The organism is Rahnella sp. AA (assembly GCF_002834385.1).
GTDB lineage: Bacteria > Pseudomonadota > Gammaproteobacteria > Enterobacterales > Enterobacteriaceae > Rahnella.
Map to the genome: position 1 here is coordinate 88,148 of NZ_PITQ01000012.1, position 25,165 is coordinate 113,312.

At 52.5% G+C, this 25,165-nt stretch carries 22 protein-coding genes and 4 tRNA genes; 4 read left to right on the forward strand and 22 right to left on the reverse strand.

Going from position 1 to position 25,165, the window contains the following annotated elements; all coding sequences use genetic code 11:
* Positions 1 to 88: 88 nt before the first annotated feature.
* The 6 genes from yigB to CWS43_RS22940 all read right to left on the reverse strand — a co-directional run bounded on the left by yigB (position 89) and on the right by CWS43_RS22940 (position 6,254).
* On the reverse strand, positions 89 to 805 hold the full coding sequence (gene yigB / locus CWS43_RS22915) for a 5-amino-6-(5-phospho-D-ribitylamino)uracil phosphatase YigB (RefSeq protein ID WP_101079446.1): 717 nt from the start codon (positions 803 to 805) through the stop codon (positions 89 to 91).
* Entirely contained in the window at positions 805 to 1,716 is a 912-nt protein-coding gene (gene xerC / locus CWS43_RS22920) for a tyrosine recombinase XerC (protein WP_101079447.1), read from the reverse strand. The genes yigB and xerC overlap by 1 nt, the downstream gene beginning before the upstream one ends.
* Entirely contained in the window at positions 1,713 to 2,417 is a 705-nt protein-coding gene (locus CWS43_RS22925; protein ID WP_101079448.1) for a DUF484 domain-containing protein, read from the reverse strand. Before CWS43_RS22925 ends, xerC begins: the two co-directional genes overlap by 4 nt.
* Positions 2,414 to 3,238, reverse strand: a complete 825-nt coding sequence (dapF, locus tag CWS43_RS22930; RefSeq protein ID WP_101079449.1) for a diaminopimelate epimerase — start codon at positions 3,236 to 3,238, stop codon at positions 2,414 to 2,416. Before dapF ends, CWS43_RS22925 begins: the two co-directional genes overlap by 4 nt.
* 95 nt (positions 3,239 to 3,333) lie before the next feature.
* A complete protein-coding gene (locus CWS43_RS22935) occupies positions 3,334 to 3,537 on the reverse strand; it encodes a lipoprotein (RefSeq protein WP_101079450.1) in 204 nt (67 codons plus the stop codon).
* 158 nt (positions 3,538 to 3,695) lie between these two features.
* Positions 3,696 to 6,254, reverse strand: a complete 2,559-nt coding sequence (locus tag CWS43_RS22940; RefSeq protein ID WP_101079451.1) for a class I adenylate cyclase — start codon at positions 6,252 to 6,254, stop codon at positions 3,696 to 3,698.
* A gap of 330 nt (positions 6,255 to 6,584) precedes the next feature.
* Here CWS43_RS22940 and hemC point away from each other — a divergent pair, with 330 nt between their 5' ends.
* The 4 genes from hemC to hemY are packed head-to-tail and all read left to right on the forward strand — an operon-like array spanning position 6,585 to position 10,637.
* Positions 6,585 to 7,526 carry a hydroxymethylbilane synthase gene (gene hemC / locus CWS43_RS22945; RefSeq protein WP_101079452.1) on the forward strand — a complete coding sequence of 314 codons (942 nt, stop codon included), beginning with the start codon at positions 6,585 to 6,587 and terminating at the stop codon, positions 7,524 to 7,526.
* On the forward strand, positions 7,523 to 8,272 hold the full coding sequence (hemD, locus tag CWS43_RS22950) for a uroporphyrinogen-III synthase (RefSeq protein ID WP_101079453.1): 750 nt from the start codon (positions 7,523 to 7,525) through the stop codon (positions 8,270 to 8,272). Before hemC ends, hemD begins: the two co-directional genes overlap by 4 nt.
* Before the next feature lie 13 nt (positions 8,273 to 8,285).
* Positions 8,286 to 9,437, forward strand: coding sequence for a uroporphyrinogen-III C-methyltransferase (gene hemX / locus CWS43_RS22955; RefSeq protein WP_101079454.1), 1,152 nt, complete (start codon positions 8,286 to 8,288; stop codon positions 9,435 to 9,437).
* 3 nt (positions 9,438 to 9,440) lie between these two features.
* Positions 9,441 to 10,637: a protoheme IX biogenesis protein HemY gene (gene hemY, locus CWS43_RS22960; RefSeq protein ID WP_101079455.1), complete on the forward strand. Its 1,197-nt coding sequence runs from the start codon at positions 9,441 to 9,443 to the stop codon at positions 10,635 to 10,637.
* A gap of 603 nt (positions 10,638 to 11,240) precedes the next feature.
* On the opposite strand, the gene CWS43_RS22965 is transcribed toward hemY, so the two are convergent.
* From CWS43_RS22965 to wzzE, 16 genes are all read right to left on the reverse strand, one after another.
* Positions 11,241 to 11,317: transfer RNA gene (locus CWS43_RS22965), tRNA-Pro, on the reverse strand.
* Positions 11,318 to 11,376: 59 nt separating this feature from the next.
* Positions 11,377 to 11,462, reverse strand: a tRNA-Leu gene (locus CWS43_RS22970).
* A 29-nt stretch (positions 11,463 to 11,491) separates the two neighbouring features.
* Positions 11,492 to 11,567, reverse strand: a tRNA-His gene (locus tag CWS43_RS22975).
* Between the two features lie 65 nt (positions 11,568 to 11,632).
* Positions 11,633 to 11,709 (reverse strand) — tRNA-Arg (locus CWS43_RS22980).
* A 143-nt stretch (positions 11,710 to 11,852) separates the two neighbouring features.
* Complete coding sequence (locus CWS43_RS22985) at positions 11,853 to 13,247, reverse strand: amino acid permease (protein ID WP_101079456.1); 1,395 nt, start codon at positions 13,245 to 13,247, stop codon at positions 11,853 to 11,855.
* 237 nt (positions 13,248 to 13,484) lie between these two features.
* A complete protein-coding gene (wecG, locus tag CWS43_RS22990; RefSeq protein ID WP_101079457.1) occupies positions 13,485 to 14,225 on the reverse strand; it encodes a lipopolysaccharide N-acetylmannosaminouronosyltransferase in 741 nt (246 codons plus the stop codon).
* Positions 14,209 to 15,588 carry an ECA oligosaccharide polymerase gene (wzyE, locus tag CWS43_RS22995; RefSeq protein WP_101079458.1) on the reverse strand — a complete coding sequence of 460 codons (1,380 nt, stop codon included), beginning with the start codon at positions 15,586 to 15,588 and terminating at the stop codon, positions 14,209 to 14,211. The genes wecG and wzyE overlap by 17 nt, the downstream gene beginning before the upstream one ends.
* A complete protein-coding gene (locus tag CWS43_RS23000) occupies positions 15,585 to 16,667 on the reverse strand; it encodes a TDP-N-acetylfucosamine:lipid II N-acetylfucosaminyltransferase (protein WP_101079459.1) in 1,083 nt (360 codons plus the stop codon). The genes wzyE and CWS43_RS23000 overlap by 4 nt, the downstream gene beginning before the upstream one ends.
* Positions 16,664 to 17,914 carry a lipid III flippase WzxE gene (gene wzxE / locus CWS43_RS23005; protein WP_101079460.1) on the reverse strand — a complete coding sequence of 417 codons (1,251 nt, stop codon included), beginning with the start codon at positions 17,912 to 17,914 and terminating at the stop codon, positions 16,664 to 16,666. The genes CWS43_RS23000 and wzxE overlap by 4 nt, the downstream gene beginning before the upstream one ends.
* A 1-nt stretch (position 17,915) precedes the next feature.
* Positions 17,916 to 19,046 (reverse strand): dTDP-4-amino-4,6-dideoxygalactose transaminase, encoded by a 1,131-nt coding sequence (rffA, locus tag CWS43_RS23010; RefSeq protein WP_101079461.1) that lies wholly within the window; start codon positions 19,044 to 19,046, stop codon positions 17,916 to 17,918.
* A gap of 4 nt (positions 19,047 to 19,050) precedes the next feature.
* Positions 19,051 to 19,737 (reverse strand): dTDP-4-amino-4,6-dideoxy-D-galactose acyltransferase, encoded by a 687-nt coding sequence (gene rffC, locus CWS43_RS23015; protein ID WP_101079462.1) that lies wholly within the window; start codon positions 19,735 to 19,737, stop codon positions 19,051 to 19,053.
* Positions 19,715 to 20,596, reverse strand: a complete 882-nt coding sequence (gene rfbA, locus CWS43_RS23020) for a glucose-1-phosphate thymidylyltransferase RfbA (protein WP_101079463.1) — start codon at positions 20,594 to 20,596, stop codon at positions 19,715 to 19,717. The genes rffC and rfbA overlap by 23 nt, the downstream gene beginning before the upstream one ends.
* 34 nt (positions 20,597 to 20,630) lie before the next feature.
* Positions 20,631 to 21,704, reverse strand: coding sequence for a dTDP-glucose 4,6-dehydratase (rfbB, locus tag CWS43_RS23025; protein WP_198555908.1), 1,074 nt, complete (start codon positions 21,702 to 21,704; stop codon positions 20,631 to 20,633).
* Complete coding sequence (wecC, locus tag CWS43_RS23030) at positions 21,695 to 22,957, reverse strand: UDP-N-acetyl-D-mannosamine dehydrogenase (protein WP_101079464.1); 1,263 nt, start codon at positions 22,955 to 22,957, stop codon at positions 21,695 to 21,697. Before wecC ends, rfbB begins: the two co-directional genes overlap by 10 nt.
* Positions 22,954 to 24,084: a non-hydrolyzing UDP-N-acetylglucosamine 2-epimerase gene (wecB, locus tag CWS43_RS23035; protein ID WP_101079465.1), complete on the reverse strand. Its 1,131-nt coding sequence runs from the start codon at positions 24,082 to 24,084 to the stop codon at positions 22,954 to 22,956. The genes wecC and wecB overlap by 4 nt, the downstream gene beginning before the upstream one ends.
* The gene (wzzE, locus tag CWS43_RS23040; protein WP_101079491.1) at positions 24,081 to 25,133 is read right to left on the reverse strand and encodes an ECA polysaccharide chain length modulation protein; all 1,053 of its coding nucleotides are present in this window, start codon (positions 25,131 to 25,133) and stop codon (positions 24,081 to 24,083) included. The genes wecB and wzzE overlap by 4 nt, the downstream gene beginning before the upstream one ends.
* Positions 25,134 to 25,165 lie beyond the last annotated feature (32 nt).

Here is a 25,165-nt window from a genome sequence, read left to right on the forward strand (position 1 = left end):
TTGGTCAGGATGAGAAAACATTCACGGGGTCTGTGCCGCCGTGAACGCTTTTCTACTGTGAATTTATACAGAGTAATTTAAGAAGGGATTATAGCAATGCTGTCAGCGATGCCAACTGCGAAATCTCAATATGCGGCAACAGACGGGCATCCCTGATATGCATCAGGTCACCTTCACGAAGGTTAATCCAGCAGGACTGCATGCCGCAACGCACGGAACCGGCGACGTCGGTGGTCAGATCATCACCTACGTGGAGAATTTGCTCCAGCGGTAAATCCAGCTTCAGCGAGGCCTTTTTATACATGTCGGCATACGGTTTGGCGCGGCCATGTTCACCCGCACGCAACGTAAACTGAAAATATTGTGCCAGACCGCAGGCGTGAGGATCGGCATTACCGTTGGTAATCGCCACCAGAGGCCAGCGTTCAGCGAGCGCGGCCAATGCATCGTGGTTTTCCTGCGGCACGAAGATCTTGCTACGCCACTGGGCGAACGTTTCCATTGTGGCGGCTGTACCCTGTTCAGCCTCACGGCGGCTCAGACCCGCGCGGGTCATTGCCAGCAGAACGGCCTGACGACGCCATTGCGTCACGTCGTGATAAATCTCTGCATCCTGTGCCAGTAACTCTGTACGCATCAGGCGAACCGTATCCGGTGCCATATCCGCCAGAGCGGGGTGGAAACCCTGCATGAATTTCAGAGTTTCGGCATCGGTACGGCGGATAACATCATAATTGTCGTACAGGGTGTCGTCTAAATCGAAGGTGATCGCTTCAATGCGTTTCAACGGACGATAGAACTTCATCAGGATTTTCCTCGTTTTGCGCGGGGATGCGCGGCGTCGTAAACTGTCGCCAGGTGTTGAAAGTCCAGGTGGGTATAGATTTGTGTGGTAGACAGATTGGCGTGGCCCAGCAATTCCTGTACAGCACGCAAATCACCACTTGATTCCAGCACATGCGTCGCAAAAGAGTGGCGCAACTTGTGCGGGTGAATATGGCTGTTGACGCCCTGTTTCACGCCCCACTCGGCAAAGCGCTTTTGCACGTTGCGGGCGGAAATCCGGTTGCCCTGGCTTGAAAGAAACATCGCGTCATCCTTCGGGCCAAACAGCGCACGCCTTTCCAGCCAGTGTTCCAGCCAGGTAACCGCCGTTCGCCCGATGGGGACTTTGCGCTCTTTGCTGCCTTTCCCCAGAACACGTACTTCGCCCGAGGCCATATCAATATCTTTGCAGTCGATACCCACCAGTTCGGATAAACGCAGGCCGCCGCCGTACATCACTTCCAGCATCGCACGGTCCCGCACAGAAAGTGGATCGTCGAGATTGATTTCCAGCAGTTTATTCACTTCATCGACGTCGAGATTTTTCGGCAGATGTTTAGGGGCGCGTGGGGTGGAAATCCCTTTAGCAGGATTGGCGCTTAATACGCCCTGACGCACCAGCCAGTCAAGAAAACTGCGCAGCGAAGACATGCGTAAAGCCAGGCTGGACGCCCCCAAACCAGCACGCTTACTGCGTGCCAGCAACATACGCACTTTCGGTACGTCGAGTTGCTGCCAGTGAGTAATGCCTATCTCGCCGGAAATGACGATCAGAGCCTCTAACTGGCGGCTGTAATTGGAGGTCGTTAACGGGCTGAGCTGGCGCTCGACGTGTAAATAACGCAGAAACGCCTCAGTTGCGGGAAACAGAGGCGATTCAGACGGGCTCATACCCGTTCAATCCAGCGTTCCAGCAGGCCGGGTAACATTTTGGCCAGCTGATCGAGTAATACGGTACCCATCCCAGGCTGATAGTGCTGCGGGTCACGGCTGCTGAAAATCAGCACGCCCAGCTCGCCTTGTTCGCCCATCAGCGAAAGCGCGACTGAACCGACAGCCTTGGCCTGCGGTAAGAGCAATAACAGCTCAGGGCCATTCAGGCCACCAAGATAATGCGGGGTTTCGCCCAGACGCTGAATGCGCATGGATTCAAACGCACTGCGGCTGACAGCCAGGTGAGTGAAATCAGATGGTGCACCGATGCGCCAGCCTTCACTGAACAAACGGACGTTAGCACCGGCCAGGCCCAGACTGCGTGCCCAGCGTTGCAGACGGTTGAGCATATCCTGCAAGCTACTGGCCGCCGCGAGCGTTGCCTGTAACTCGATCATACGCCCAAACAACGATTCGTTGATCGACGCCTGTTCCATCAGCAACGTAATTTCTTCTTCGAGCTGAGCAATCTGATGACGCTGACGTCCGAGCTGCCACTCCACCAGCGAAGTGCTGCCTTTTACCGGGTGCGGTACATGCATTTGCTCAACGCTGCGGGCATTGCGGATGAAGAAATCCGGGTTTTGCAGCAGATATTGCATCACGCTGTCGTCGTCGAGTGCAATCACCGGTTCAATCTGGTCATCAAGATTGTTCATAGATGAATAAATCCGTCGTAAACATGAGTGGCGGGTCCGGTCATATACAGCGGATGACCCGGGCCTTTCCAGCGAATATCGAGGCTGCCTCCCGGCAGTTCCACCTGAACTTCTTCTGCAAGTAAGCCTTGCTGAATCCCGACTGCAACCGCCGCACAGGCACCGCTACCGCATGCCTGCGTTTCGCCTGCACCGCGCTCATATACGCGCAGCTTTATGCTTTCCGGGCTGACAATCTGCATGAACCCGACGTTCACGCGCTCAGGGAAACGTTCGTGGCTTTCCAGTACAGGTCCGAGAATTTCGACGTCTGCCGTCAGAACATCCTCAACCTGTAATACACAGTGCGGATTTCCCATAGAAACCGCACCACAGAATACTGTGCGCTCTTCTGCGCGCAGAATATAGGTCTTTTCCGGTTTCGCTGCACGGAAGGGGATCTGCTGCGGTTCAAAGACCGGCTCACCCATATTGACCTGCACTTCTTCATCTTCCGTGACTGTCAGCACCATGCGGCCTGTCTGCGTACTGACGCGGATATCGCGTTTGTTCGTCAGACCTTTGATGCGGACAAAGCGGGCGAAACAGCGGGCGCCATTACCACATTGCGCCACTTCGCTGCCATCGGCGTTAAAAATGCGGTAATGGAAGTCGAGTTCGGGATCGTAAGGCGGCTCAACCACCAGCAACTGGTCAAAACCCACACCGCGGTGGCGATCAGACAAACGGCGGATCAGCTCAGGAGAGAAATAGACATTTTGAGTGACGGCGTCAACGACCATAAAATCGTTGCCCAGGCCGTGCATTTTGGAGAACTGCATAACTGACTCCGTTTACCGCTGGTCAAATCCAGTCGCGATGATCCTTTAAGGAGCAGGTTTCGCGACATTGCCCGAATTCCCTGACAACTTGCCCGTTAATCTCTGGAGTTCGTCGTGAGGTCTTCTGGTGATACACCTTTTTCCTGCGATGAGCCGTCATTAGCCGTACCCGGTACATTGCTGGTTTTTTGTGTTGCGGATTTTTCCGCTGGTGGGAAATACAACGGCCCTTTTAGCCCGCAGCCCGAGAGAGAGAAGAGTACTGTCGCGGCCAGAGACCAGCGTAAAGCGTTTTTCATTTTATGAATGCCCGTAATTCATGCGACCAAGCTCTCTATAATCGCAGGTGGATCATGAAAAGCAACAGGAATCGACAAAACCCACTGGCACGTTTTCAGGGACTAAAGGCAAGGAAAGCCAGATAATCTGCTACGTCTGTGCATTACGGACATCTTTTCTAGTGCAACTGAAATTGCTGTTTCAGCCGGGAAGGTTCGGCGTCGCTTTCAGGTACGGTGCTGCAGGCAGCAGAGAGTGCGTTGCTGCGAAAAGGGATCACCTGCAGACGATCGTCGAGGGACACAATCTGATAAAACTGCGGCAGATTGAAATTAATAAAACTCGAGCCATAGGTAAACCGGTCGTGTGAAGAGGAATAAAACCGGCTGACGTCGCGCACCAGATCCTCTTTACTGCCTTCACAATGGTGGTACACCTCGACACGGTTTGATTCATCAAGAATATAAATATTGAAACCGATGTCATCAGCACTGTCTTCAAAGAAGAACTGAATGATCCCTTCACTGGCGTAGCCGTCAATCACCGCAGGCAGGTGTGCCTGATCGGTCTGCAATTTCACCGATAATCCATGCAATTTGTTGTTAGAAATTGCACCGTAAAATTCAATCGCGTTTTCCAGCTTCTGCACCGATACACTCAGGCGCTCGAAGAACAGTCCCCATGTCTGGCCGGAAACCCTCACAGCTTTGAAACGGCCCGGTTCAAGACGCTTGCTCGACAGGCGAAGTTCAATACACTCCGATACCAGTTGCTGAATGCGCGTACGGATAAGGCCACGCAGGTGCTGGCTGTAGCAGAATACTTCCACTGATTCCGGCGGTGCAGCATCCTGATGCATTTTGCCCAAAATGGTTTTCAGCGCTTCCAGCACGGCCTGCTCGCCGCTGAAATGCAGCGTACGCACTTCGTTCCACGAATTGCGGTAAAGCAAATCAATGCTGCCTACCATGCATTCCTGATTCTGGCCGAAACTGAAAACATCCAGTTTACGGAAATCAAAATGCACGACCTGATTGCGGAAAGCGGCGGTCGGATCGTGTTCAAGATTCACGATAATGGCCAGATGCCGGATTTCGCACGGGCTGTACAACGCTTTTGGCGTCGGCGCAGGTAAACGTAGCGGGAAACTGTGGGACACATCCGCCACCAGCTCGCGCAGTTTGGCGATATCACACAGGCTGCCGCTTTTAATGTGCAGGCGCGTAGTTGATGTCAGCAGGCCATTGAAATACGCCCACGCCACCAGTTTATTCAGGTAACGGTTATATTCCAGCGGCTGATGGCTGACGATGGATTCCATCGACGGCGACTGGTTATACAGATACCAGCCGGTGCGGTTTGCACGGCCAATCGGCACATGGATAAAGGTTAAATCGTTTTCGGACAGGTCAGGTGAAATCTGCGGATTCACCAGTGTGACTTTGCCCGGCAGCGCTTCAAATGCAGCGTACAACTTACGGGTCAGCACGCCAATATCCTGCGGGCTGGCGCTGACGCTTAAATTGTTGCGACGGGCAAAACGAATCAGGTTGCGATAGCTTTGCATCATGGCATCAAGCAGTTCGTTATGCGCTTCACGCACACGCTCGATTTTCCAGTTCGCCCGGTTGTCCAGCATCGCCAGACGTTCTTCGTCCCAGCCCCATTCTGCCACCAGCTGGCTGAGAATTTCGCGACGCCAGCCCACCGACGCTCGTGCGCGGGAGAGTTTTTCACAGACTTTCAAGTAGAAACAGCGGCGGACTAAATCAAGGCGGGTGAAATCTTCAATCTGGGTAAGGTAACGGGTCACGCGGTCGAGCATCATACAATAGGAATCAAGACCGAAGCAGACGATCTCACCCTGATGCAGGCGCTGTTTGATGTCCATTGCCAGCAATTGTGTTTGCGGGTATTCCCACGAATAGGTTTCCAGCAGCAGCGTTTTCAACACCGCTTTGTATGGCGAATCGATGCTTTTATAGAGCTGCCAGAGGCTCGCGCCGAAATACTCTTCTGCCGACAGCGTGCTCAGGCCACCGAGATCGAGCCATTCGTTAGGCGTCAGTGCGCCCTGCGCATAAAGAGAAAGAACATATTCATCGTAATGCCCTTCTTCTTCGCCCGGCACCATATTCCACAAAATACGTTTACCGGCCATGCGCACAGCCGTGCGATAGAATTCATCAAGTAATAAAATGTGCTGCGTTGAACCGCAGTCTTCACCGCCCAGACTGCCACTTTCATTGTGGCGGAAGCGGTTTTCATCAATCAGGAAGAAGCTGACTTCCACACCCAGCGAGGCGGCCCATTTTTCTAAGAGGCTGCATTTTAGCTGTAAGCGGTTACGTTCTTCATTATCGAGCCATGACTGATGACAGACCCAGATATCAAGATCTGAGCTTTGGCTCTGGCCAATAGATGAGGTGCTACCCATCGAATACACACCGGTAATCGGCAATTCGCCTTTCGCCAGCAGTTCAAGCGGGCTGCCCCATTTTTCTTCAAGGTCAGTCAGGTAGTTAGTTTGGGATTCATCAGGCGTGAAAATGCAGATACCATGCGGAACCTTACCTTCAAGGTATCCCGGCATCAGAGGGTGATGTTGATGTAAAAAGACGGGAAGCAGTTGGTAAACCTGTTGAAACGCAGGCCCCATTGCTGCCAGTGCGCGATCGACGCGTAACTGGTTGATCGCATCCAATCTTTGCTTCAATGTCTCGATGTAGAGGTACAAGACGTTTCGCCTGATTATACAGTGTCTGGAAAGAACCCCGTTCCAAATCCGCCATTTATCGTGATGCTTATGCTTTGAACAACCGTGATTGTGCAAATAGTTGGCGAATAATTGCTGGAAACGTGATCAATTTAACACCTTGCTGATTGACCGTAAAGAAAGTAACGCACCACAATTACTGTTCCGCTTCTCTGGATTTTACCGTCTGTTCCGTCACGGAACAATTCTCCTGCGTAACCGTTAACCTTCTTTTACGAATGGCTTCTTACGCTGACAGCTTTCTACTGTCAGTGGTAGGATGGTTGCAGAGACAGTTAAACGGTAACAAACATGTTAGACAAAATCATTCGAATTGCCACCCGCCAGAGCCCTCTGGCGCTGTGGCAGGCACAATATGTTCAAAGCCAGCTGATGGCCTGTCACCCCGGTTTACAGGTAGAACTGGTCCCAATGGTCACCAAAGGGGACATTATTCTGGATACCCCGCTGGCGAAAGTGGGCGGCAAAGGGTTATTCGTCAAAGAGCTTGAACTGGCAATGCTTGATGGCCGTGCAGATATCGCCGTACATTCCATGAAAGATGTGCCGGTTGAGTTCCCTGAAGGGCTCGGGCTGGTCACTATTTGTGAACGCGAAGATCCGCGTGACGCTTTCGTCTCCAATCATTACGCCAGCCTGGCAGATTTACCGCTCGGGAGTATCGTCGGCACCTCCAGCCTGCGCCGTCAATGCCAGCTGCGCCGGAAACGTCCGGATCTGGTGATTCGTGATCTGCGCGGTAATGTCGGCACCCGTTTATCTAAACTGGATAACGGCGAATATGATGCCATTATTCTGGCCGTCGCCGGTCTGAAACGTTTGGGGCTGGAAAGCCGCATCACCGCCGCGCTGACACCGGAAGAATGCCTGCCTGCTGTCGGGCAGGGTGCCGTCGGCATCGAATGTCGTCTTGATGATAAAATTACCCGCGAGTTGCTGGCTCCGCTGGCACACCACGAAACCACGGTGCGCGTTCAGGCTGAACGAGCAATGAATATGCGCCTTGAAGGTGGATGCCAGGTGCCGATCGGCAGTTATGCCGAACTGGAAGATGGCGAACTATGGCTGCGCGCTTTGGTTGGCGCACCCGATGGTAGCCAGATGGTATGCGGTGAACGCCGTGGCCCTTCTGAAAATGCAGAAAGCATGGGAATTGATCTGGCAGAAGAGTTGCTGGCCAACGGTGCCCGTGAAATTCTGTATGAGGTCTATCAGGGGAACGCCCCTAAATGACCATTCTGGTCACCCGCCCCTCTCCGGCAGGAGAAATATTGGTTAGCCGCCTGCGCACTTTAGGCCGGGTGGCCTTTCATTCCCCGTTGATTGAATTTGCGCCGGGGAACCAGCTCGTATCGCTGCCGAACCTGCTATCCTCATTAAATCAGCAAGATCTGGTGTTTCTGCTGTCACAACATGCCGTAAATTACGCGGATCGTACCTTACGTCAGTCCGCCAACCACTGGCCGGAAAACGTAAGCTATTTTGCGATTGGCCGCACCACCGGTTTGCAGTTTCACCGGGCCAGCAGCCTGCCGGTTCTCTATCCCCAGGATGGTGAAACCAGCGAAATGTTATTGAACCTTCCGGCATTGCAACGCATACAGGGCAAAAAAGCGCTGGTCTTACGCGGCAATGGTGGACGGGAGCTGCTGGGAGAAACGCTGACCGGGCGCGGCGTTGATGTCACCTACTGCGAATGTTATCAGCGCAGCCCGGTCCATTACGATGCCAGTGAGCAAAGCGCCCAATGGCAACGCGCCGGCATTGACACGCTGGTGGTCACCAGCGGAGAAATGCTGCAACAGCTGTACCAGTTAGTTCCTGATTACTACCGTCATTCATGGTTACTGCGTTGTAATCTGGTGGTGGTCAGTGAACGTCTGGCAACCCTTGCCCGCCAGCTTGGCTGGAGCACGATTCGGGTTGCCGGGAATGCAGACAATGATGCGCTGATACGCGCATTACAACTACCTGACTAAGGGATGTGCCCAAATGACGGAACAAAAAAATCCTTCCGCACCGGATGAGAATGTTGTTATCTCCCAGGCGGTTGAGAGCCCCCAGCCAGACGCTTCCGACCGTGACCAGGCGCTGAACACGTTGCGAAAAAAGCAGCGTACAGCCCCCGTCTTAGGTGCTATTGCGATTGTATTAGTGATCGCGCTGGGTGCAGGCCTTTACTATCACGGCCATCAGCAATCGCTGGCTCAGGCAGCCTCAAACGAAGCGCTTTCTGAACAACTTGATGCCCTGCAAAAAACCCAGCAACAGGATAAGCAGCAAATTGCTGATTTGCTCGCTCAGCAGGAGAAAACACAGCAAGCCGCTGACCGCCAGCAGGCATCGTTTGGCCGCCAGCTCAATGAATTACAGGATAAAGTCACCAGCATCTCCGGCAGTGATACCAAAACATGGTTACTGGCTCAGGCCGATTATCTGGTGAAACTGGCAGGCCGCAAACTGTGGAGCGATCAGGATGTCACCACGGCAGCCGCGCTGTTGAAAAGTGCTGATGCGAGCCTGGCAGACATGAACGATCCCAGCCTGATTGATGTGCGTCGCGCGCTGAATGAAGACGTCGGCAGCTTATCCGCCGTGGCTCAGGTCGATTTTGATGGAATTATCCTTAAGCTGAACCAGCTGTCGAATCAGGTGGATAACCTGCGTCTGGCCGATAATGACACTGACGATTCACCAATGGACAGCGACAGCGCCAGTTTGTCCGGTTCACTGACAGAATGGCGTCAGAATCTGACCAAAAGCTGGCACAACTTTATGGATGACTTCATTACCATCCGACGCCGTGATACCAGCGCAGAACCGCTGCTGGCCCCCAATCAGGACGTGTATCTGCGGGAAAATATCCGCTCGCGCCTGCTGATTGCCGCGCAAGCCGTTCCGCGCCATCAGGATGAAGTCTACAAACAGTCGCTGGAAAGCGTATCAACCTGGGTTCGCGCCTACTTTGATACGTCAGATCCGTCGACCAAAGCTTTCCTTGAGGAACTGGATAACCTCAGCCAGCAATCTGTTTCGATGGATGTGCCGGATGAGCTGAAAAGCCAGCCGATGTTGGAAAAGCTGATGCAGACCCGCGTGCGTAACCTGCTTCAGCAGCCCGCCGCCGCAACACAGGGGGAATAACGCATGTTACGAGTTTTCGTGCTGTTCCTTATTGTGTTTGCCGGGATCATCGTCGGCCCGATACTGGCTGGTCATCAGGGTTACGTCCTGATTCAGACAGACAATTACAACATTGAAACCAGCGTCACCGGCCTGGTCATCATGCTGATCGTCCTGATTCTGGTGCTGTTTTTCATCGAGTGGATCCTTCGCCGCGTTCTGCGCACTGGGGCAAGGACACGCGGCTGGTTTGCCGGGCGTAAAAGCTCCAAAGCGCGTAAGCAAACCAAAGCCGCGATGCTGAAACTGGCGGAAGGCGATCATCGCCAGATGGAGAAATTACTGGCGCGTAATGCCGATCACGCAGATCAACCGGTGGTGAATTACCTGCTTGCCGCAGAAGCAGCGCAACAGCGTGGTGATGATATCCGCACGAATCAGTATCTCGAACGTGCGGCAGAAATTGCCGATACTGACCAGATGCCGGTAGATATCACGCGTGTCCGGATCCAGCTGGCACAAGGTGAAATCCATGCCGCGCGCCACGGCGTTGACCGGTTGCTCGGACAGTCGCCGCGTCACCCGGAAATTTTACGTCTGGCGGAACAGGCTTATCTGCGCACCGGCGCTTACGGTTCACTGCTGGAAATTTTGCCTTCAATGTCAAAAGCGGAAATTCATACCGACGACGAACTTCGCGTTCTTCAGGAACAAGCGTATATCGGCATGATGAATCAGCTGATGGCAGAAGAAGGCAGCGACGGCCTCAAGCGCTGGTGGAAAGATCAGAGCCGCAAGACCCGTCATGAAGTGGCATTGCAGGTGGCGATGGCGAAACATCTGATTGAATGCAACGATCACGACCTCGCGCAGGAAGTCGTTCTGGACGGGCTGAAACGCCAGTACGACGAACGTCTGATTGCGCTGATGCCTAAGCTGCGCTCGGGTAATCCTGAACAGTTGGAAAAAACGCTGCGTCAGTTGATTAAGCAGAATGGAGCCTCTCCTCTGCTTAATAGCACACTCGGCCAGTTGCTGATGAAACACGGGGAATGGCAACAGGCCAGCGAGGCTTTCCGTGAAGCGCTGAAACAGCGTCCTGATGCTTACGATTACGCATGGCTGGCTGATGCGCTGGATAAATTGCATAAACCGGCTGAAGCGGCAGAGATGCGTCGTGAAGGGCTGATGCTGACGCTCAATAACGATCAGCAACTTTAATCAGAACCGGACCTCACATTATGCAAAAGGCTCCTTCGGGAGCCTTTTTTACGCCTGAGGCAAATTGCACATAAAAAAACACCTGCAATATAAGCAGGTGTATAAAACAATCAGGTCCAGGACAACAGATGAGTGCCTCACTCAACGTTTTGCCTTCTGGGTGATAGCGCATCAGCGTTATCGGTCAGGATGGCAATAGGCACTGTAAATTGGCTCTGCATCATTCCCAGGTTTATGAAGCCGGAGCAAACATAATAGGTGGAATGAGCATCTACGGCGGGAATATTGCAGGAGGCGTGCCAATATGGCAATAGCGGATGTGAATTTTTTAATCTCATTGAAAAATAAGCATTTTATTATTCAGCGTTGCCAGGGCAAAAAGGATCCACGCCCAATAGCATTCCGCAGCCGCCTTAATCTGTCTCCACTGAACGACATCTGAAACACCGCCTGATCGATTATATATTTATCAACAAGATAAATGTCTCAAGACAGCGACAAATAACAGGGGCAATGTCGTTAAACGGTTACAACGGGCAGGAAAGGGATTTGAGAAACTACAGACGAAAAAAAACCTGCTTTAAAAAGCAGGTTTCTTAAATGTGGTCGGCGAGAGAGGATTCGAACCTCCGACCCACTGGTCCCAAACCAGTTGCGCTACCAAGCTGCGCTACTCGCCGATATCGTGCATCTTACTACTTTATGATGCTAACTGCATCATTTAAATGAATTTTGTGTGTGGTGCGAAGGGAGGGACTCGAACCCTCACATCCGAAGGACACTAACACCTGAAGCTAGCGCGTCTACCAATTCCGCCACCATCGCATGTCACAATCACAAAATCATTTTTAGAGTGGGGTGGCTAATGGGGCTCGAACCCACGACAACTGGAATCACAATCCAGGGCTCTACCAACTGAGCTATAGCCACCATATCTCTAACTAACGTGGAATATCTGACTTCAACAATCCACCGCAACTCTAGCGCAAACTAAATGGTGCGCCCGACAGGATTCGAACCTGAGACCTCTGCCTCCGGAGGGCAGCGCTCTATCCAGCTGAGCTACGGGCGCTTAGCGCCGTTGCGGGTGGGGATACTACGGTTTTAACGCCAACCTGTCTAGTGCTTTTTATCAGAAATATTGCGTTTGATTACGCTTTATCCAATCCGCATTAAAAGTAAGCGCCTTCCCTTCCCCACCCATGACTTACGGCATTATTTTACTTTTTCTGCCGTCAGCACAGCCCGATTATGCATACCCAGACCGAAGTATATCAGTGAGACCGCCGCGATAAAAATACCGCCAACCAGCAAAGAAACCCGCGTATCCGGGTTAATTGCCATGCCCACCAGCACACACACCAGGAAAATCAGCGTCAGATAGTTGGTATAAGGGAACAGCACGGATTTGAACGGGTGATTTTTCAGTTTCTCTTTATGTGCATCGCGAAAACGCAGCTGGCTGACCAGCACGACGAACCACGGCACCATCCCCGGCAGCACGCTGGCGCTATAAACGTACACGAAAACCTTTTCCGGATTCGGGATGACGTAGTTCAGGCACGAACCGACCAGCAAACACAGAATAGTAATCGCAATACCGTAAACCGGTACGCCACTTTTAGACACTTTGCTCAGGAATGCAGGCAACTGGCGGTTTTGTGACAGCGCATAGAGCATACGTCCGCAACTGTACATTCCGCTGTTACAGCCCGACAACGCCGCCGTCAGTACCACAAAGTTGATGATACCGGCTGCTGAGGCAATACCAATTTTCGCGAAGGTTAAAACGAACGGGCTGCCGTGCGTGCCCATTTCGTTCCACGGGAAGATCGTGATGATGACGAAAATCGCGCCCACGTAAAAAATCAGGATGCGCCACAGGATATTGTTGATGGCACGTTTGAGCGTCACCTGCGGGTTTTTCGCTTCACCGGCAGTGATCCCCACCAGTTCAACGCCCTGATACGATGCCACGACAATACACAGTGCAAACAGGAAGCCCTTCCAGCCACCGGCGAAGAAACCGCCGTGCACAGTCAGGTTCGCGAAACCGGTGGCTTCACCGTGATTGCCAAAACCAAAGAAGATCACGGCCAGACCGACCACTATCATCACAATAATGGTGGTGATTTTTATCAGTGCAAACCAGAACTCCATTTCGCCATAGAGTTTCACCGCGGCAAGGTTCGCGGCGGCAACAATGGCTACAGCAGCAAGCGCCGGGATCCACTGCGGTAAATCCGGAAACCAGTACTGCGCGTATACGCCAATTGCGGTGATTTCAGAAATCCCCACCGCTATCCACATAAACCAGTAACTCCATGCGGTGAGATAGCCGTAATACGGCCCGAGATACTTATGCGCATAAACCGCAAATGAGCCCGCAACAGGCTCCAGATGCAGCATTTCGCCCATCGAGCGCATGATGAAGAATACAAACACACCGGCCAGAATGTACGCCAGCAGTACCGACGGCCCTGCCCATTTCAGCGTACTGGCTGCACCCATAAATAACCCGACACCGATGGTACCGCCCAGCGCTATCAGCTCAATATGCCTCGCTTCAAGCCCCCGGTGTAGCCCACCCTTTTCTTCTTGATTCGCCATAAATCCTCAATTTCTCTGTATTTGTGTTTGCCTTCCGGAATCCCCGGAATGTTATTTTTATTGTGATGTTCCCCGCAGAAGGCGGAAAAACGGCGTTATGGTTTCGTATTTTAAGACGAGTTGCAAACCACAATTGAGAAAGATACGCATTGATAGACAAGGCTGGATGTAAACAACAGCAAAGAGAACAGCAAAATGAGAGATTGCGCGCCGCTCCGGGGGTTGAGCGGCGGGTAATTACAGACGACCGGTATAGTAATAACGTAAAAATTTGAGCAGTTTAAGCTGACGTCGCAACCGGCTTGGTTGCAAGATCAGGCGGTATAGCCACTCCAGCCCCATCCTCTGCCAGATTTTAGGCGCGCGTTTTACATGGCCAGTAAACACGTCATATGTGCCACCGATCCCCATATAAAGCGCATCGGGATGAATGCGACGACAATCGCGCATGAGGATTTCCTGTTTTGGCGACCCCATTCCAACGGTCACAATGGCTGCGCCACTGTCTTTTATTCTTTCAAATAAGGCATCACGCTGTTCCGGCGTAAAGTAGCCATTCTGACTGCCAACAATATTGACGTTCCATTGCGCCCGCAGCTTATCTTCTGTCTTGCGGAGCACGTCGGGTTTACCGCCAATCAAAAATACCGGCGTCCCTTCACGGCCCGCACGCTGCATCAGCCCTTCCCAGAGATCGGCTCCCGCAATACGCGATATTTGTGCCTGCGGATACTTACGCCGGATGGCCCGCACGATACTTATCCCATCGGCATATTTGTATTCCGCCTGGCTTACCAACTCGCTCATTTCCGGACTGCTTTCGATGGTCAGCACTTTCTCTGCATTCATTGCCACCAGCGCGCCGGTTTTTACCTTATGGTCAGCAAAAAGATAATCGAGGAAATGCGCCATATGACGAAAACCCCAAAGGCGGATCCCCCGAATGTCGTATTGCGGAATGTTATTCTCCAAGCTCATCCATCTTCCTTACTGTCAACGACTCCATGAGATTTTTGCTGTGCGGCCCCCTGTTCCGTATCAGCCCGGCGGCGTCAAACATCCAGTACAGTAATTTGGCGACAATCAGGCAGGCGCCGAAAACGGCACAGAAAAACACCACCCGCGAAAAGAAGGAATCCACACCTTCACGGGCCAGTACAATCATATTGAATACCGCACCGAAACAAAAACTTTGTAAAATAGCGGCCTTATAAGGATTCGTATCCGCTTTACCTTTTTCGTAAAGCCAGTCAAACCATTTGATGATCATTCCCACCGCCACCGCGCCAAGCGGGATAAACCATACGCCCCCCATCACTACCAGCGAGCCAATCAGCGTAGGGGACATTGCCAGCCCGGAATGGTTGTTCAGTACATCCCAGGTGAAGTAGTTAGCCGAATTGAGCACCACGCCCGGGCGGTCATGCCACAACCATGTGGGGATGAAAACATAGAAATCACGTACGATCGGAGCCAGCCCCTGAAAACTGATTTTGTCGTAATTCTGCAGCAGTAGCCCCAGATTTTCCCACGGAGAAAACGTATCACGCGTCAGATACAGGAAAGTGTAAATCGCTTCCGGGCCACTGACATTTAACCCGTAACGTTTAAGCGCCAGCCAGAACATACCGACAATGCCCAGCACGCCTGCCACCGCCAGCATCCACAGACTGATCCAGCCGCGCACAATGCCGATAAACAAAAACAGCGCAAAAGCAATGATGATATTGGCGCGGGTTCCGCCGACGATAACGTACGTCAGAAAGCCAAAAGCCACGGTGCTGGCGAGGAAAAACAGCCAGCGACGGACATCCGGTTTGATAAAAAACACCACCAGCATCGCCGGAATAAAGAAGTAAAAGAAGCGTTTAAGCGCCACACCGGAGACATCGCTGGAGAAGATCTGGCTGTAGGATTTCAGCTTAAATAGCAAAAAACCGTTGTGCAGGAAGAAGATGGAAACGGTGACTACCGCAATCAGCGCCAGCAGCATCCAGGTCAGATGAGTTTCGACCCGGTTCATGGTAAACAGGGGTCGCGAAGGGCCGTCGCGTTTTGCCTTCAGCCGTGTTTTGTAGCAAACGTAATAAATGCCATAGAAACAGGTCGCGGCCAGCATTGCCTGCAACAGGTTTTCCACCGGCACCACTTTGACGTCAAACTGGAAAACCAGCAGACAGGTCAGCGGAAAACCAAAGTAGAACGTCAGCAGATACAGTAACGAAAATAAGACGTTAAAGTTGAAACGCACGCGCCGGAACTCTTTGTACGTCAGCGTGAGGATAAACAGCAGCGACAGCACGTAAACGACGGTCAGGCCGCCTAATTGTGCCAGCGTCATGACGTTTCTCCCGCCGCAAGCAGCAACGCCTGCTGCCAGCCCGAAATATAGTTCGGATTAAAGAAGGCGATGTTTTTGCGATCGGCATTCAGTAACTGACGCCGCGCCTCAGCGACCACTTTTTCATCCAGCGTATCACCGTAGAAAAGCACCGGCAGATGCTGCTCGGCCAGATCCTGCCAGAAAGGATTCTGACGGCTGACGACAAACGGCACGCCGAACTGAATCAGAAGGCATTGCGTCCCGATACCCTGCTGACGGTCGAAAATAAAATAGCCCAGCGAGCAGCGACGCAACACATTCAGATAATCATCGAACGCCATGGCGCCGGTCATCAGGTCGACATTTTCGGGCGCAAACAGCGTTAATGCTTCGGTGCGAACCTGTTCAATGTAAGTCTGATTATCCGCCGGATATCCCATCGGGATAATCACGCGGATACCGCTACCGAACTGCTGATGCAGCGAACGCAGTGCTTCAATGTGACGGTTACTGCGGTCACCGGAATTCCCCACCAGCACCGTCATCGGCCCTTCAGGTTCAGGCAGATCAGCAGGTTGGGTCAGCGCCGGATCCATCCGCGTCGGAAAATACAGTAAAGAAGACGGCGTACGCGGGTAGCGCTGATGGAAATGAATCAGATCGCCGCGCGTGGCAAAGACATGCCCGATACGTCCCTGCGCCAGGCGGCGCATGAAATAAAACAGGCGGAATTTCAGGCCACCGGCAGATTCATACAAATCTGCACCCCAGATATGCCAGCTCGCCTGCGAGGCTTTGATTTTGCCCGTCAGCAGCGCCAGCCAGAGGGTGGGATTAAATTGCCCGTGGAAGAAAAAGTGGTGCGTCCGGTCCTGCGCGCGGGAAATCACCGCCGCCGCCAGCGTTTTTTTGTCCGGATAAACCCGAATGTCCAGGCGCGTAAACTCAGCAAACGCCGAAGCATCCGCCGCCGCGACCATAAAATGACAAATCCGCTTTTCAGGCGTGCATTCGGCCAGCACGTCGTTGAAAAAGCGCAGTACGGTTACATTATGATGAGGGATGTCAGATCCCAAAACGTGAATCAGCGTTGTCATGCTCGTCTACGATAGATAACAAATACAGTGCAGCACGCGGAAAAATAGACGATATACGTCGCCATATACGCCTGCGCGGCGCCCAGAGAACCGTGAATCGGGATCAGCCAGTGTGAGAAACCGGTCAGCAGCGCGAACTGACTGATTTCTGTCAGCACATAAAAGCGCAGAGACGCGCGGGCGATCACCAGATACCCAAAAACATACGAGCCAACTTTCAGTACATCGCCCACCAGTTGCCAGGCAAACAAATCGCGCATCGCGATAAATTGTTTTGAAAACAACAGCCAGATAGCAAAATCGCGCAGTAACCAGACCGTTAAACTGACTGCAGCCACGGCGGGGATGACAAATTTCAGCGACTTCACGATTTCGCGGGAAATATCCCGTTTATCAGTCAGCCGGGATAACGTGGGCAACAAGTACACGCTGAAAGATGCGGTGATAAATTGCAGATAAGCATCGGAGATGCTGCTTACCCCCTGCCAGATCCCTACATCTTTCCAGCTATAGTGCTCTGCCAGCAGATTTCGCATCATCACATACGCCACCGGGATCGTGACGGAAGTGATCAACGCCATCAGCGTAAATTTACCCAGATAGCTGGCAAGAAAGCGATCCCAGCCCGGTTTTAAGTATTCCAGCGGAAAGGCTTTTCGCTTCCACAACATACCCGCCGCGGGCAGGATAACCAGCGCAGGCACCAGCGCCAGACCGGCCAGCGCGCCTTCGTAACCACCCAGTTTGAAGCAAGCCAGATAAGCGACTAACCCAATCAGGCTTCCGCCAATCACCGACAGCGCATTGCCCATCGCATCGCGATACCCTTTCAGGATTGCCTGAAAATAGTTGGCGCAGGCGATCCCCATCTGGATAAAGGCCACGGCGCGGACGACCGTCTGATAGCGTTCATGCCCGAACAGGCCAGTACTGATCGGCGCAGCGAACAGCAAAAATATCGCTGCCAGCAGCGTGGAGAAACCTAAAATAAGCGATGAAGATGTCCCGAGTACGGCTTTGAGACGCTCAGGATTATCATGATGTTCAGCGACATACTTGGTAACGCCGTTGAATATTCCGGCACCCGACAATACGCCCAGCACCGTGACCATCTGACGGAAATTCCCCGCCTGCCCCACGCCTTCCGGCCCGAACGCCACAGCCAGCAGCTTAACCACCAGCAATCCGGCGCCAATTTTAATCAGCGTGGAACCGGCGGTCCAGACTGACGCTTTTGCCAGCGACATATCAGGCGAAGTATTGCAGCATGGCCGCAATCACAGTGCGCTGTGTATCGTCGGCCATGTTATAGAACAACGGCAGGCGCACCAGTCGCTCGCTTTCTTTGGTCGTAAAACGATCAACACCGGCGAAGTGACCGAAATCCTCACCTGCCGGACAGGCGTGGAGCGGAATGTAATGGAAGACGGTCAGAATATCAGCTGCCTTCATATGACGGATAAAAGCATCACGATCTTCGATATCTTTCAGGCGAACATAGAACATGTGGGCATTTTGCACACATTCCTGCGGAATAGCCGGAAGCTGGATACGCCCCGCATCGGCCAGATCCTGCAAGGCTTCATAATACTGATTCCAGATAGCCAGACGGCGCTGATTAATTTTTTCAGCGGCATCCAGATTTCCCCACAGATACGCGGCCTGCAAATCGGACATCAGATAGCTGGAACCAATATCGCGCCAGGTATATTTATCCACCTGACCACGGAAGAACTGGCTGCGGTTAGTGCCTTTTTCGCGAATGATTTCAGCGCGATCAATCAGCGACGGATCGTTGACAAGCGTCGCACCGCCTTCTCCGCCTGCGGTGTAGTTTTTCGTTTCGTGGAAACTGAAACAACCGATGTGGCCGATCGTTCCCAGCGCTTTGCCTTTGTAAGTCGACATCACGCCCTGCGCGGCATCTTCCACCACGAACAGGTGATGCTTTTCGGCCAGCGCCATGATGGTGTCCATTTCACAGGCCACGCCTGCGTAATGAACCGGCACAATCACTTTGGTTTTAGCCGTAATCGCCGCTTCAATCAGGGTTTCATCGATATTCATGGTGTCCGGGCGGACATCCACAAAGACGATTTTCGCGCCACGCAGAACAAACGCATTGGCGGTCGAGACGAACGTGAAGCTCGGCATAATCACTTCATCGCCCGGCTGGATATCAAGCAGCAATGCGGCCATTTCCAGCGACGCCGTGCAGGACGGGGTTAGCAGCACTTTCGGGCAGTTAAAACGCTGCTCAAACCATTTCTGACAACGCAGGGTAAATCCACCATCGCCACAAAGTTTGCCGCTGCTCATCGCCTCGCGCATGAAATCAATTTCAGTACCCACAACCGGTGGCGCATTAAAAGGGATCATCGTTTCACCTGTACAGCCAGTACGCCGAGCGCGTGACTTTGCCACCGCTGGCGAGATAAAGATTTAAAGCCGGAAGGTTGCCGGTTTGTGTCGCGACGTGCAGACGCGTAACGCCCTGACCGGAACACCATTGTTTCGCAGCCGCCATTAATGTCTTGCCCACTCCCCGCCCCTGATATTCAGGTCTGACGGCCAGCAGGCCAATTCTTGCTTCGCCATTGGCTAACTGACGCAGCGTCACAAATCCGCTCGCGTCATCGGCCCACAGGCAAAGATGGTCGAATGTGCCCAGCACCGCTTTCTCTGCCCACATCGCGTAAAACCGTGCGCTGTCATCCGGCTGATACCACGGCGTACGAAAACGGCTCAGGCGAAAGGCCTGGCGGGCGATAGCCACCACGTCGGCAATTTCTCCCTGCTGCGCCAGACGTCCGGCGGGCAGCGAGATGTCCTGCGGAGCCACCGTCACACACACATCAGTTTCACCTTCTGCAAGGCGAAAACCGAGTGCAGAAAGCGCATCCAGCATGTCGGTCTGATCCGCGTCCACTTTTGCCTGCACCAGCGCGTATTGCGCCAGCGCCTGTGGTGTGATTTCAACCGCAGAATCATCGGGTACCAGGCGTGCGCTCCTGAGCTGGAAGAAATCACTCTCCCACTCGAGCGGCTCAATATTGCCGTGGACGGGCATGTAATAAATCCAGCAAGTATTTCCCGTAGCCCGTTTTTGCTAATGTCTGAGCGGTATGTCTGACACTCTCATCGTCAAGCCAGCCATTCCGCCAGCCGATCTCTTCCAGACAGGCAATTTTAAAGCCCTGGCGTTTTTCTACCGTCTGCACGAAGGTGCTGGCTTCGATCAGGCTGTCGTGAGTCCCCGTATCAAGCCAGGCAAAACCACGCCCCAGCAACTCGACTGATAACTCACCGCGCTCGAGATACATCTGATTGATTGAAGTAATTTCGAGTTCGCCACGTGAAGAAGGTTTCACTTGTTTGGCAAAATCGACGACCTGATGATCATAGAAATACAACCCCGTGACGGCCCATTTTGATTTTGGATTTTTCGGTTTTTCTTCGATAGATAAAGCGCGGAAATCGTCATCAAACTCCACAACACCAAAACGTTCCGGATCCATGACCTGATAGCCAAATACTGTTGCACCTTTCTCCCGGGCAGCCACTGAACGTAATTTAGGGCTGAAGCCCTGCCCAAAGAAGATATTATCGCCGAGCACCAGGCAAGTAGATTGCCCGTCAATAAAGTCCTCGCCGATCAGGAATGCCTGGGCCAGACCATCAGGGCTCGGCTGCTCAGCGTAAGTCAGCTGGATACCAAATTCTTCCCCGCTGCCCAGTAAGCGCTGGAAAAAGGGTTTATCTTCAGGCGTCGTGATGATCATAATGTCACGGATACCTGCCAGCATAAGTACCGATAGCGGATAATAAATCATCGGCTTGTCGTAAATAGGCAGCAGTTGCTTTGACATGCCCCGCGTAATCGGATGTAACCGGGTGCCAGAACCGCCAGCCAGAATGATACCTTTCATTGCTTATCCTCGGTTAAACCTTGCTGTATAAGCATCAGTTGTCGAGACCCAGACGCTCGCCGCGATAGCCGCCATCCTGAACGCGCTGCCACCAGCTTTGATTATTCAGATACCACAACACCGTTTTACGTAAACCTGTTTCAAATGTTTCTTCCGGCTTCCAACCGAGCTCACGCTCAATCTTGCCCGCATTAATTGCGTAACGGAGATCATGCCCCGGGCGATCGGTGACAAAGGTAATTAAATCGCGATACTGCGCAAGGCAGCCCGGTTTCCGGGGGACGAGTTCTTCCAGTAACGCGCAGATCGCCTCCACGACTTCAATGTTTTTACGCTCATTGCACCCGCCAATATTATACGTTTCGCCAACGCAACCTTGCGTCACAACCCGGTATAACGCTCGCGCATGATCTTCCACATACAGCCAGTCGCGGATCTGACCACCATCGCCATACACCGGTAACGGTTTTGCCGCTAATGCATTAAGAATAACCAGGGGGATCAGTTTTTCAGGAAAATGGTACGGGCCATAATTGTTAGAACAATTAGTGACCAGAGTCGGCAACCCATAAGTTCGCTGCCACGCCCTGACCAGATGATCGCTGGCAGCTTTAGACGCGGAATAGGGGCTGCTGGGCGCGTAGGCCGTTGTCTCCATAAACTGCGCATCACCCGCACCAAGATCACCAAAGACTTCATCTGTCGAGATATGATGGAAACGAAATGCCTGCCGCTTTGGCTCAGGCAATGTCAGCCAAAACTGACGCGCGGCCTCCAGCAATTGATAAGTTCCCACCACATTTGTTTGAATGAAAGCCGCAGGCCCGTCAATGGAGCGATCAACATGGCTTTCTGCGGCCAGGTGCATTACCGCATCAGGCTGATAGCGCGTAAAAACAGCATCCATCTCCGGACGGTCATTAATATCAATCTGCTCGAACGCATAACGGGGATCGCCTGAGACTTCAGCTAACGAATCAAGATTTCCGGCATATGTCAGTTTATCGACAACGATCACCGCATCCGGGGTGTTTTGAATAATATGTCTGACAACGGCAGAGCCAATAAAGCCTGCGCCGCCAGTGATCAGTATTTTTTTCAACGCCATACGCCTTTGGTATCGACAACCCACGATTGTTGGATCTGATCGGCAGGGATCGCTTTGAAGGATTTATGATCGACCAGCATCACCAGAAGATCAGCTTCCTTCAGAGCATCCTCCACAGACTTCAGCGTCACTTTGCCCGATAAAGCGCCGGGAAGCTGATGTACATTCGGTTCAACCACCCAGGTTTCACCCGCATGCCAGTCGGCAATAAGATGCGTAACTTCCACCGCAGGGCTTTCGCGCAGATCGTCAATATTCGGTTTAAACGCCAGACCAAAGCAGGCGATTTTGATTTCGGAAGCACGCTTGCCGGTGGTCGTCAGGCAATCTGCCAGCGCGGCCTTCACGCGATCAACCACCCAGTGCGGTTTGCTGTCATTCACTTCACGCGCAGTACGGATAATCCGCGCCAGTTCAGGGTTCTGCGCCACAATGAACCACGGATCGACCGCAATACAATGACCACCGACGCCGGGGCCAGGTTGCAAAATATTCACGCGCGGATGACGGTTTGCCAGGCTGATCAGCTCCCAGACATTAATGCCCTGCGCATCGCAAATCAGCGACAGCTCATTAGCGAAAGCGATGTTGACATCGCGGAAGCTGTTTTCAGTCAGCTTGCACATTTCCGCCGTACGCGAATTTGTGACCACACATTCCCCTTTCAGGAAAATGTTATACAGCTCACTGGCACGCTGCGAGCACACTGACGTCATCCCGCCAATCACACGATCGTTTTTAACCAGCTCAACCATTATTTTCCCCGGTAAAACACGCTCCGGGCAGTAAGCAATATTAATGTCAGACGACCCGCCAGCCTGCTGAGGGAAACTCAGATCAGGGCGTGCCTGCGCCAGCCATGCGGCCATTTGTTCCGTGGCACCGACAGGTGAAGTCGATTCCAGAATAATCAGATCGCCTTTTTTGAGAACCGGCGCAACAGACCGTGCCGCAGATTCCACAAATTGCATGTCCGGGAGATGATCCCCTTTAAACGGCGTCGGCACAGCGATCAGAAATGCATCTGCAGGTTCAGGCAAAGTGACTGCCCGCAAAAATCCTTCTTCAACCGCCTGCTTCACCAGCAGATCAAGATCGGGTTCAACAATATGAATAGCCCCGCGGTTAATGGTGTCCACCGCGTGCTGGTTAACATCCACACCCACCACCTTTTTCTGGCATGATGCAAAAGCGGCCGCAGTAGGCAGCCCGATGTAACCCAGGCCAATTACAGAGATAGTGTTAAAATTCAATCTGATACCCAATGTTTTTTTAATGCTACAAGAATATGCTGGCAGGCGTGTCCGTCACCATAAGGATTGTGTGCCCGGCTCATGCTGTCGTATTCATTTTTATCAGTCAGCAGGCGGTTCACTTCTTCTACGATTTTCGCAGCATCTGTCCCGACTAACCGGACAGTTCCGGCATCGACAGCTTCCGGGCGCTCTGTTGTTTCGCGCATCACCAGCACCGGTTTGCCCAATGAAGGCGCTTCTTCCTGTACACCGCCGGAATCCGTCAAAATCAGATAAGCTTTGTCCATCAGATACACAAACGGCAGGTAATCCTGTGGGTCAATCAGAACGATATTGTCGATGCCGTGCAAAATACGGTTTACCGGCTCGCTGACGTTCGGGTTGAGATGTACCGGGTAGACAATTTGCACATCAGGGTGCTGAAGGGCAATCTCAGCCAACGCTGAGCAAATCCGCTCAAAACCGCCGCCAAAACTTTCACGACGGTGACCTGTCACGAGGATCAACTTTTTGCTGGCATCGAGGAACGGATAGGTATTGGCCAGTTGCTGCGCCAGCTCAGCATCTTTGTTAAGACGCTCCCTAACCCACAGCAATGCGTCGATGACAGTATTTCCCGTGATGAAAATGCCCCCGGAAGGAATGTTTTCCCTCAGTAAATTTTCACGGGCAGTTTCGGTTGGCGCAAAGTGCCATTGAGCAAGGTGGCCGGTGAGCACTCGGTTACCTTCTTCAGGCCACGGAGAAGTCAGGTCGCCAGTACGCAGACCAGCCTCAATATGACCGACCGGGATCTGGTGATAAAACGCCGCCAGACTGGCAGACAGTGTCGTCGCCGTATCGCCATGAACCAGAACGACGTCAGGCCTGAACGTTTCCAGCACAGGTTTCAGCCCTGTCAGGATACGGCTGGTGATTTCAGTCAACCCTTGCCCTGGTTTCATAATGTCGAGATCATAATCAGGCGTAATTTCAAAGAGCCGCAATACCTGATCCAGCATTTCACGGTGTTGAGCCGTGACACAGACTTTTGATTCGAATACCGCATCCTGCGACAAAGCATGCACCAGAGGCGCCATTTTAATGGCTTCAGGACGGGTGCCGAAAATCGTTAATACTTTCACAATGCGTCTCTCCCTTTTTTGCGACGTGACAGAGCAACGCCAGCGCCAATTAAGCCACCAACGATCCCCCACATAATCATCAGAAATACACGACGTGGACTGTCACGTTTTACAGGTTCTTCAGGCGTTCTTAGATAACGATAGGTCTGGAATTTGGCTGTAAGCGTCGGTCCAACATTCAGTGTCGAGAGCATTGCACGATTTTGGTCATAGTCCAGATCGTATCCCGGCCCGGAGGCTTGCAACAACTCCAGCCGCGCTTTCAACATCGGAACGCCCAATAAGAACATGTCGGAATCTGGCAGTTCTTCGGCAGGGGTATCAGCCGTATTTTTATTGATATTTTGCTGCTGAGCAATCTTAAGTGCCTGCTCCGTGTTATTCGTCGTTCGCTTAAAAATAGCCTGTGCGACCACTTCCTGACGTTTCACCTGTGCTTTCATCGACTGCGTACGGGACGCCCATGCGCCTTCCAGCTCATCGTACAAATGTTGTGCCGCGCGCTGACTGGCGAAATCAACATACTGGCGCAACAGTTTGTTGGCATCTGCAGCATTTTCCGCCGTGAGTTTGACGATATCGTTAGGAACTTTCGTGGTATCCCGCGCGGTAAACTGAATATCGTTAATCAGCTCATCCAGCAGTGCAGCGTCTGCGTGTACATCATTTTCCTGACGCTGCTTGTAATAAGGGCTCTGCAACCAGAAATCGCGGCGGGTATCGTAGGCTGCAAGTTGCATCACAAATTCGTTATACGCCTCATCTGAAATCGGCGGGCGATTTAAGTCTGACTGCGATGTATTACGGATATCCAAATTTCGCAAAAACTGCGCCTGAGAGAAATAAGACGAAAGGTTATTCACTGTCGGACGATCGGTGATCGCCGTGGAGCTCCACTCCTGTTTCATCAGATAAGACGAACCCAGGGCCACTACAGCAAACAATATCGCCAGACCTGCAATCCAGAATTTCCCCCGCCACAGCGTGCAGCATAGGGCACGAATATCGAGCTCATTTTCGATAGTGTATTCTTTCTGGTTTTTTATCATTTCTGGTTTATCCACAGCCAGGATGCCTCTGA

What these genes read in the sequence shown, in the direction of transcription:
- yigB (WP_101079446.1), bottom strand. Translation starts at nt 805, where the DNA reads ATGAAGTTCTATCGTCCGTTGAAACGCATTGAAGCGATCACCTTCGAT.
- xerC (WP_101079447.1), bottom strand. Translation starts at nt 1,716, where the DNA reads ATGAGCCCGTCTGAATCGCCTCTGTTTCCCGCAACTGAGGCGTTTCTG.
- CWS43_RS22925 (WP_101079448.1), bottom strand. Translation starts at nt 2,417, where the DNA reads ATGAACAATCTTGATGACCAGATTGAACCGGTGATTGCACTCGACGAC.
- dapF (WP_101079449.1), bottom strand. Translation starts at nt 3,238, where the DNA reads ATGCAGTTCTCCAAAATGCACGGCCTGGGCAACGATTTTATGGTCGTT.
- CWS43_RS22935 (WP_101079450.1), bottom strand. Translation starts at nt 3,537, where the DNA reads ATGAAAAACGCTTTACGCTGGTCTCTGGCCGCGACAGTACTCTTCTCT.
- hemC (WP_101079452.1), top strand. Translation starts at nt 6,585, where the DNA reads ATGTTAGACAAAATCATTCGAATTGCCACCCGCCAGAGCCCTCTGGCG.
- hemD (WP_101079453.1), top strand. Translation starts at nt 7,523, where the DNA reads ATGACCATTCTGGTCACCCGCCCCTCTCCGGCAGGAGAAATATTGGTT.
- hemX (WP_101079454.1), top strand. Translation starts at nt 8,286, where the DNA reads ATGACGGAACAAAAAAATCCTTCCGCACCGGATGAGAATGTTGTTATC.
- hemY (WP_101079455.1), top strand. Translation starts at nt 9,441, where the DNA reads ATGTTACGAGTTTTCGTGCTGTTCCTTATTGTGTTTGCCGGGATCATC.
- CWS43_RS22985 (WP_101079456.1), bottom strand. Translation starts at nt 13,247, where the DNA reads ATGGCGAATCAAGAAGAAAAGGGTGGGCTACACCGGGGGCTTGAAGCG.
- wecG (WP_101079457.1), bottom strand. Translation starts at nt 14,225, where the DNA reads ATGAGCTTGGAGAATAACATTCCGCAATACGACATTCGGGGGATCCGC.
- wzyE (WP_101079458.1), bottom strand. Translation starts at nt 15,588, where the DNA reads ATGACGCTGGCACAATTAGGCGGCCTGACCGTCGTTTACGTGCTGTCG.
- CWS43_RS23000 (WP_101079459.1), bottom strand. Translation starts at nt 16,667, where the DNA reads ATGACAACGCTGATTCACGTTTTGGGATCTGACATCCCTCATCATAAT.
- wzxE (WP_101079460.1), bottom strand. Translation starts at nt 17,914, where the DNA reads ATGTCGCTGGCAAAAGCGTCAGTCTGGACCGCCGGTTCCACGCTGATT.
- rffA (WP_101079461.1), bottom strand. Translation starts at nt 19,046, where the DNA reads ATGATCCCTTTTAATGCGCCACCGGTTGTGGGTACTGAAATTGATTTC.
- rffC (WP_101079462.1), bottom strand. Translation starts at nt 19,737, where the DNA reads ATGCCCGTCCACGGCAATATTGAGCCGCTCGAGTGGGAGAGTGATTTC.
- rfbA (WP_101079463.1), bottom strand. Translation starts at nt 20,596, where the DNA reads ATGAAAGGTATCATTCTGGCTGGCGGTTCTGGCACCCGGTTACATCCG.
- rfbB (WP_198555908.1), bottom strand. Translation starts at nt 21,704, where the DNA reads ATGGCGTTGAAAAAAATACTGATCACTGGCGGCGCAGGCTTTATTGGC.
- wzzE (WP_101079491.1), bottom strand. Translation starts at nt 25,133, where the DNA reads ATGATAAAAAACCAGAAAGAATACACTATCGAAAATGAGCTCGATATT.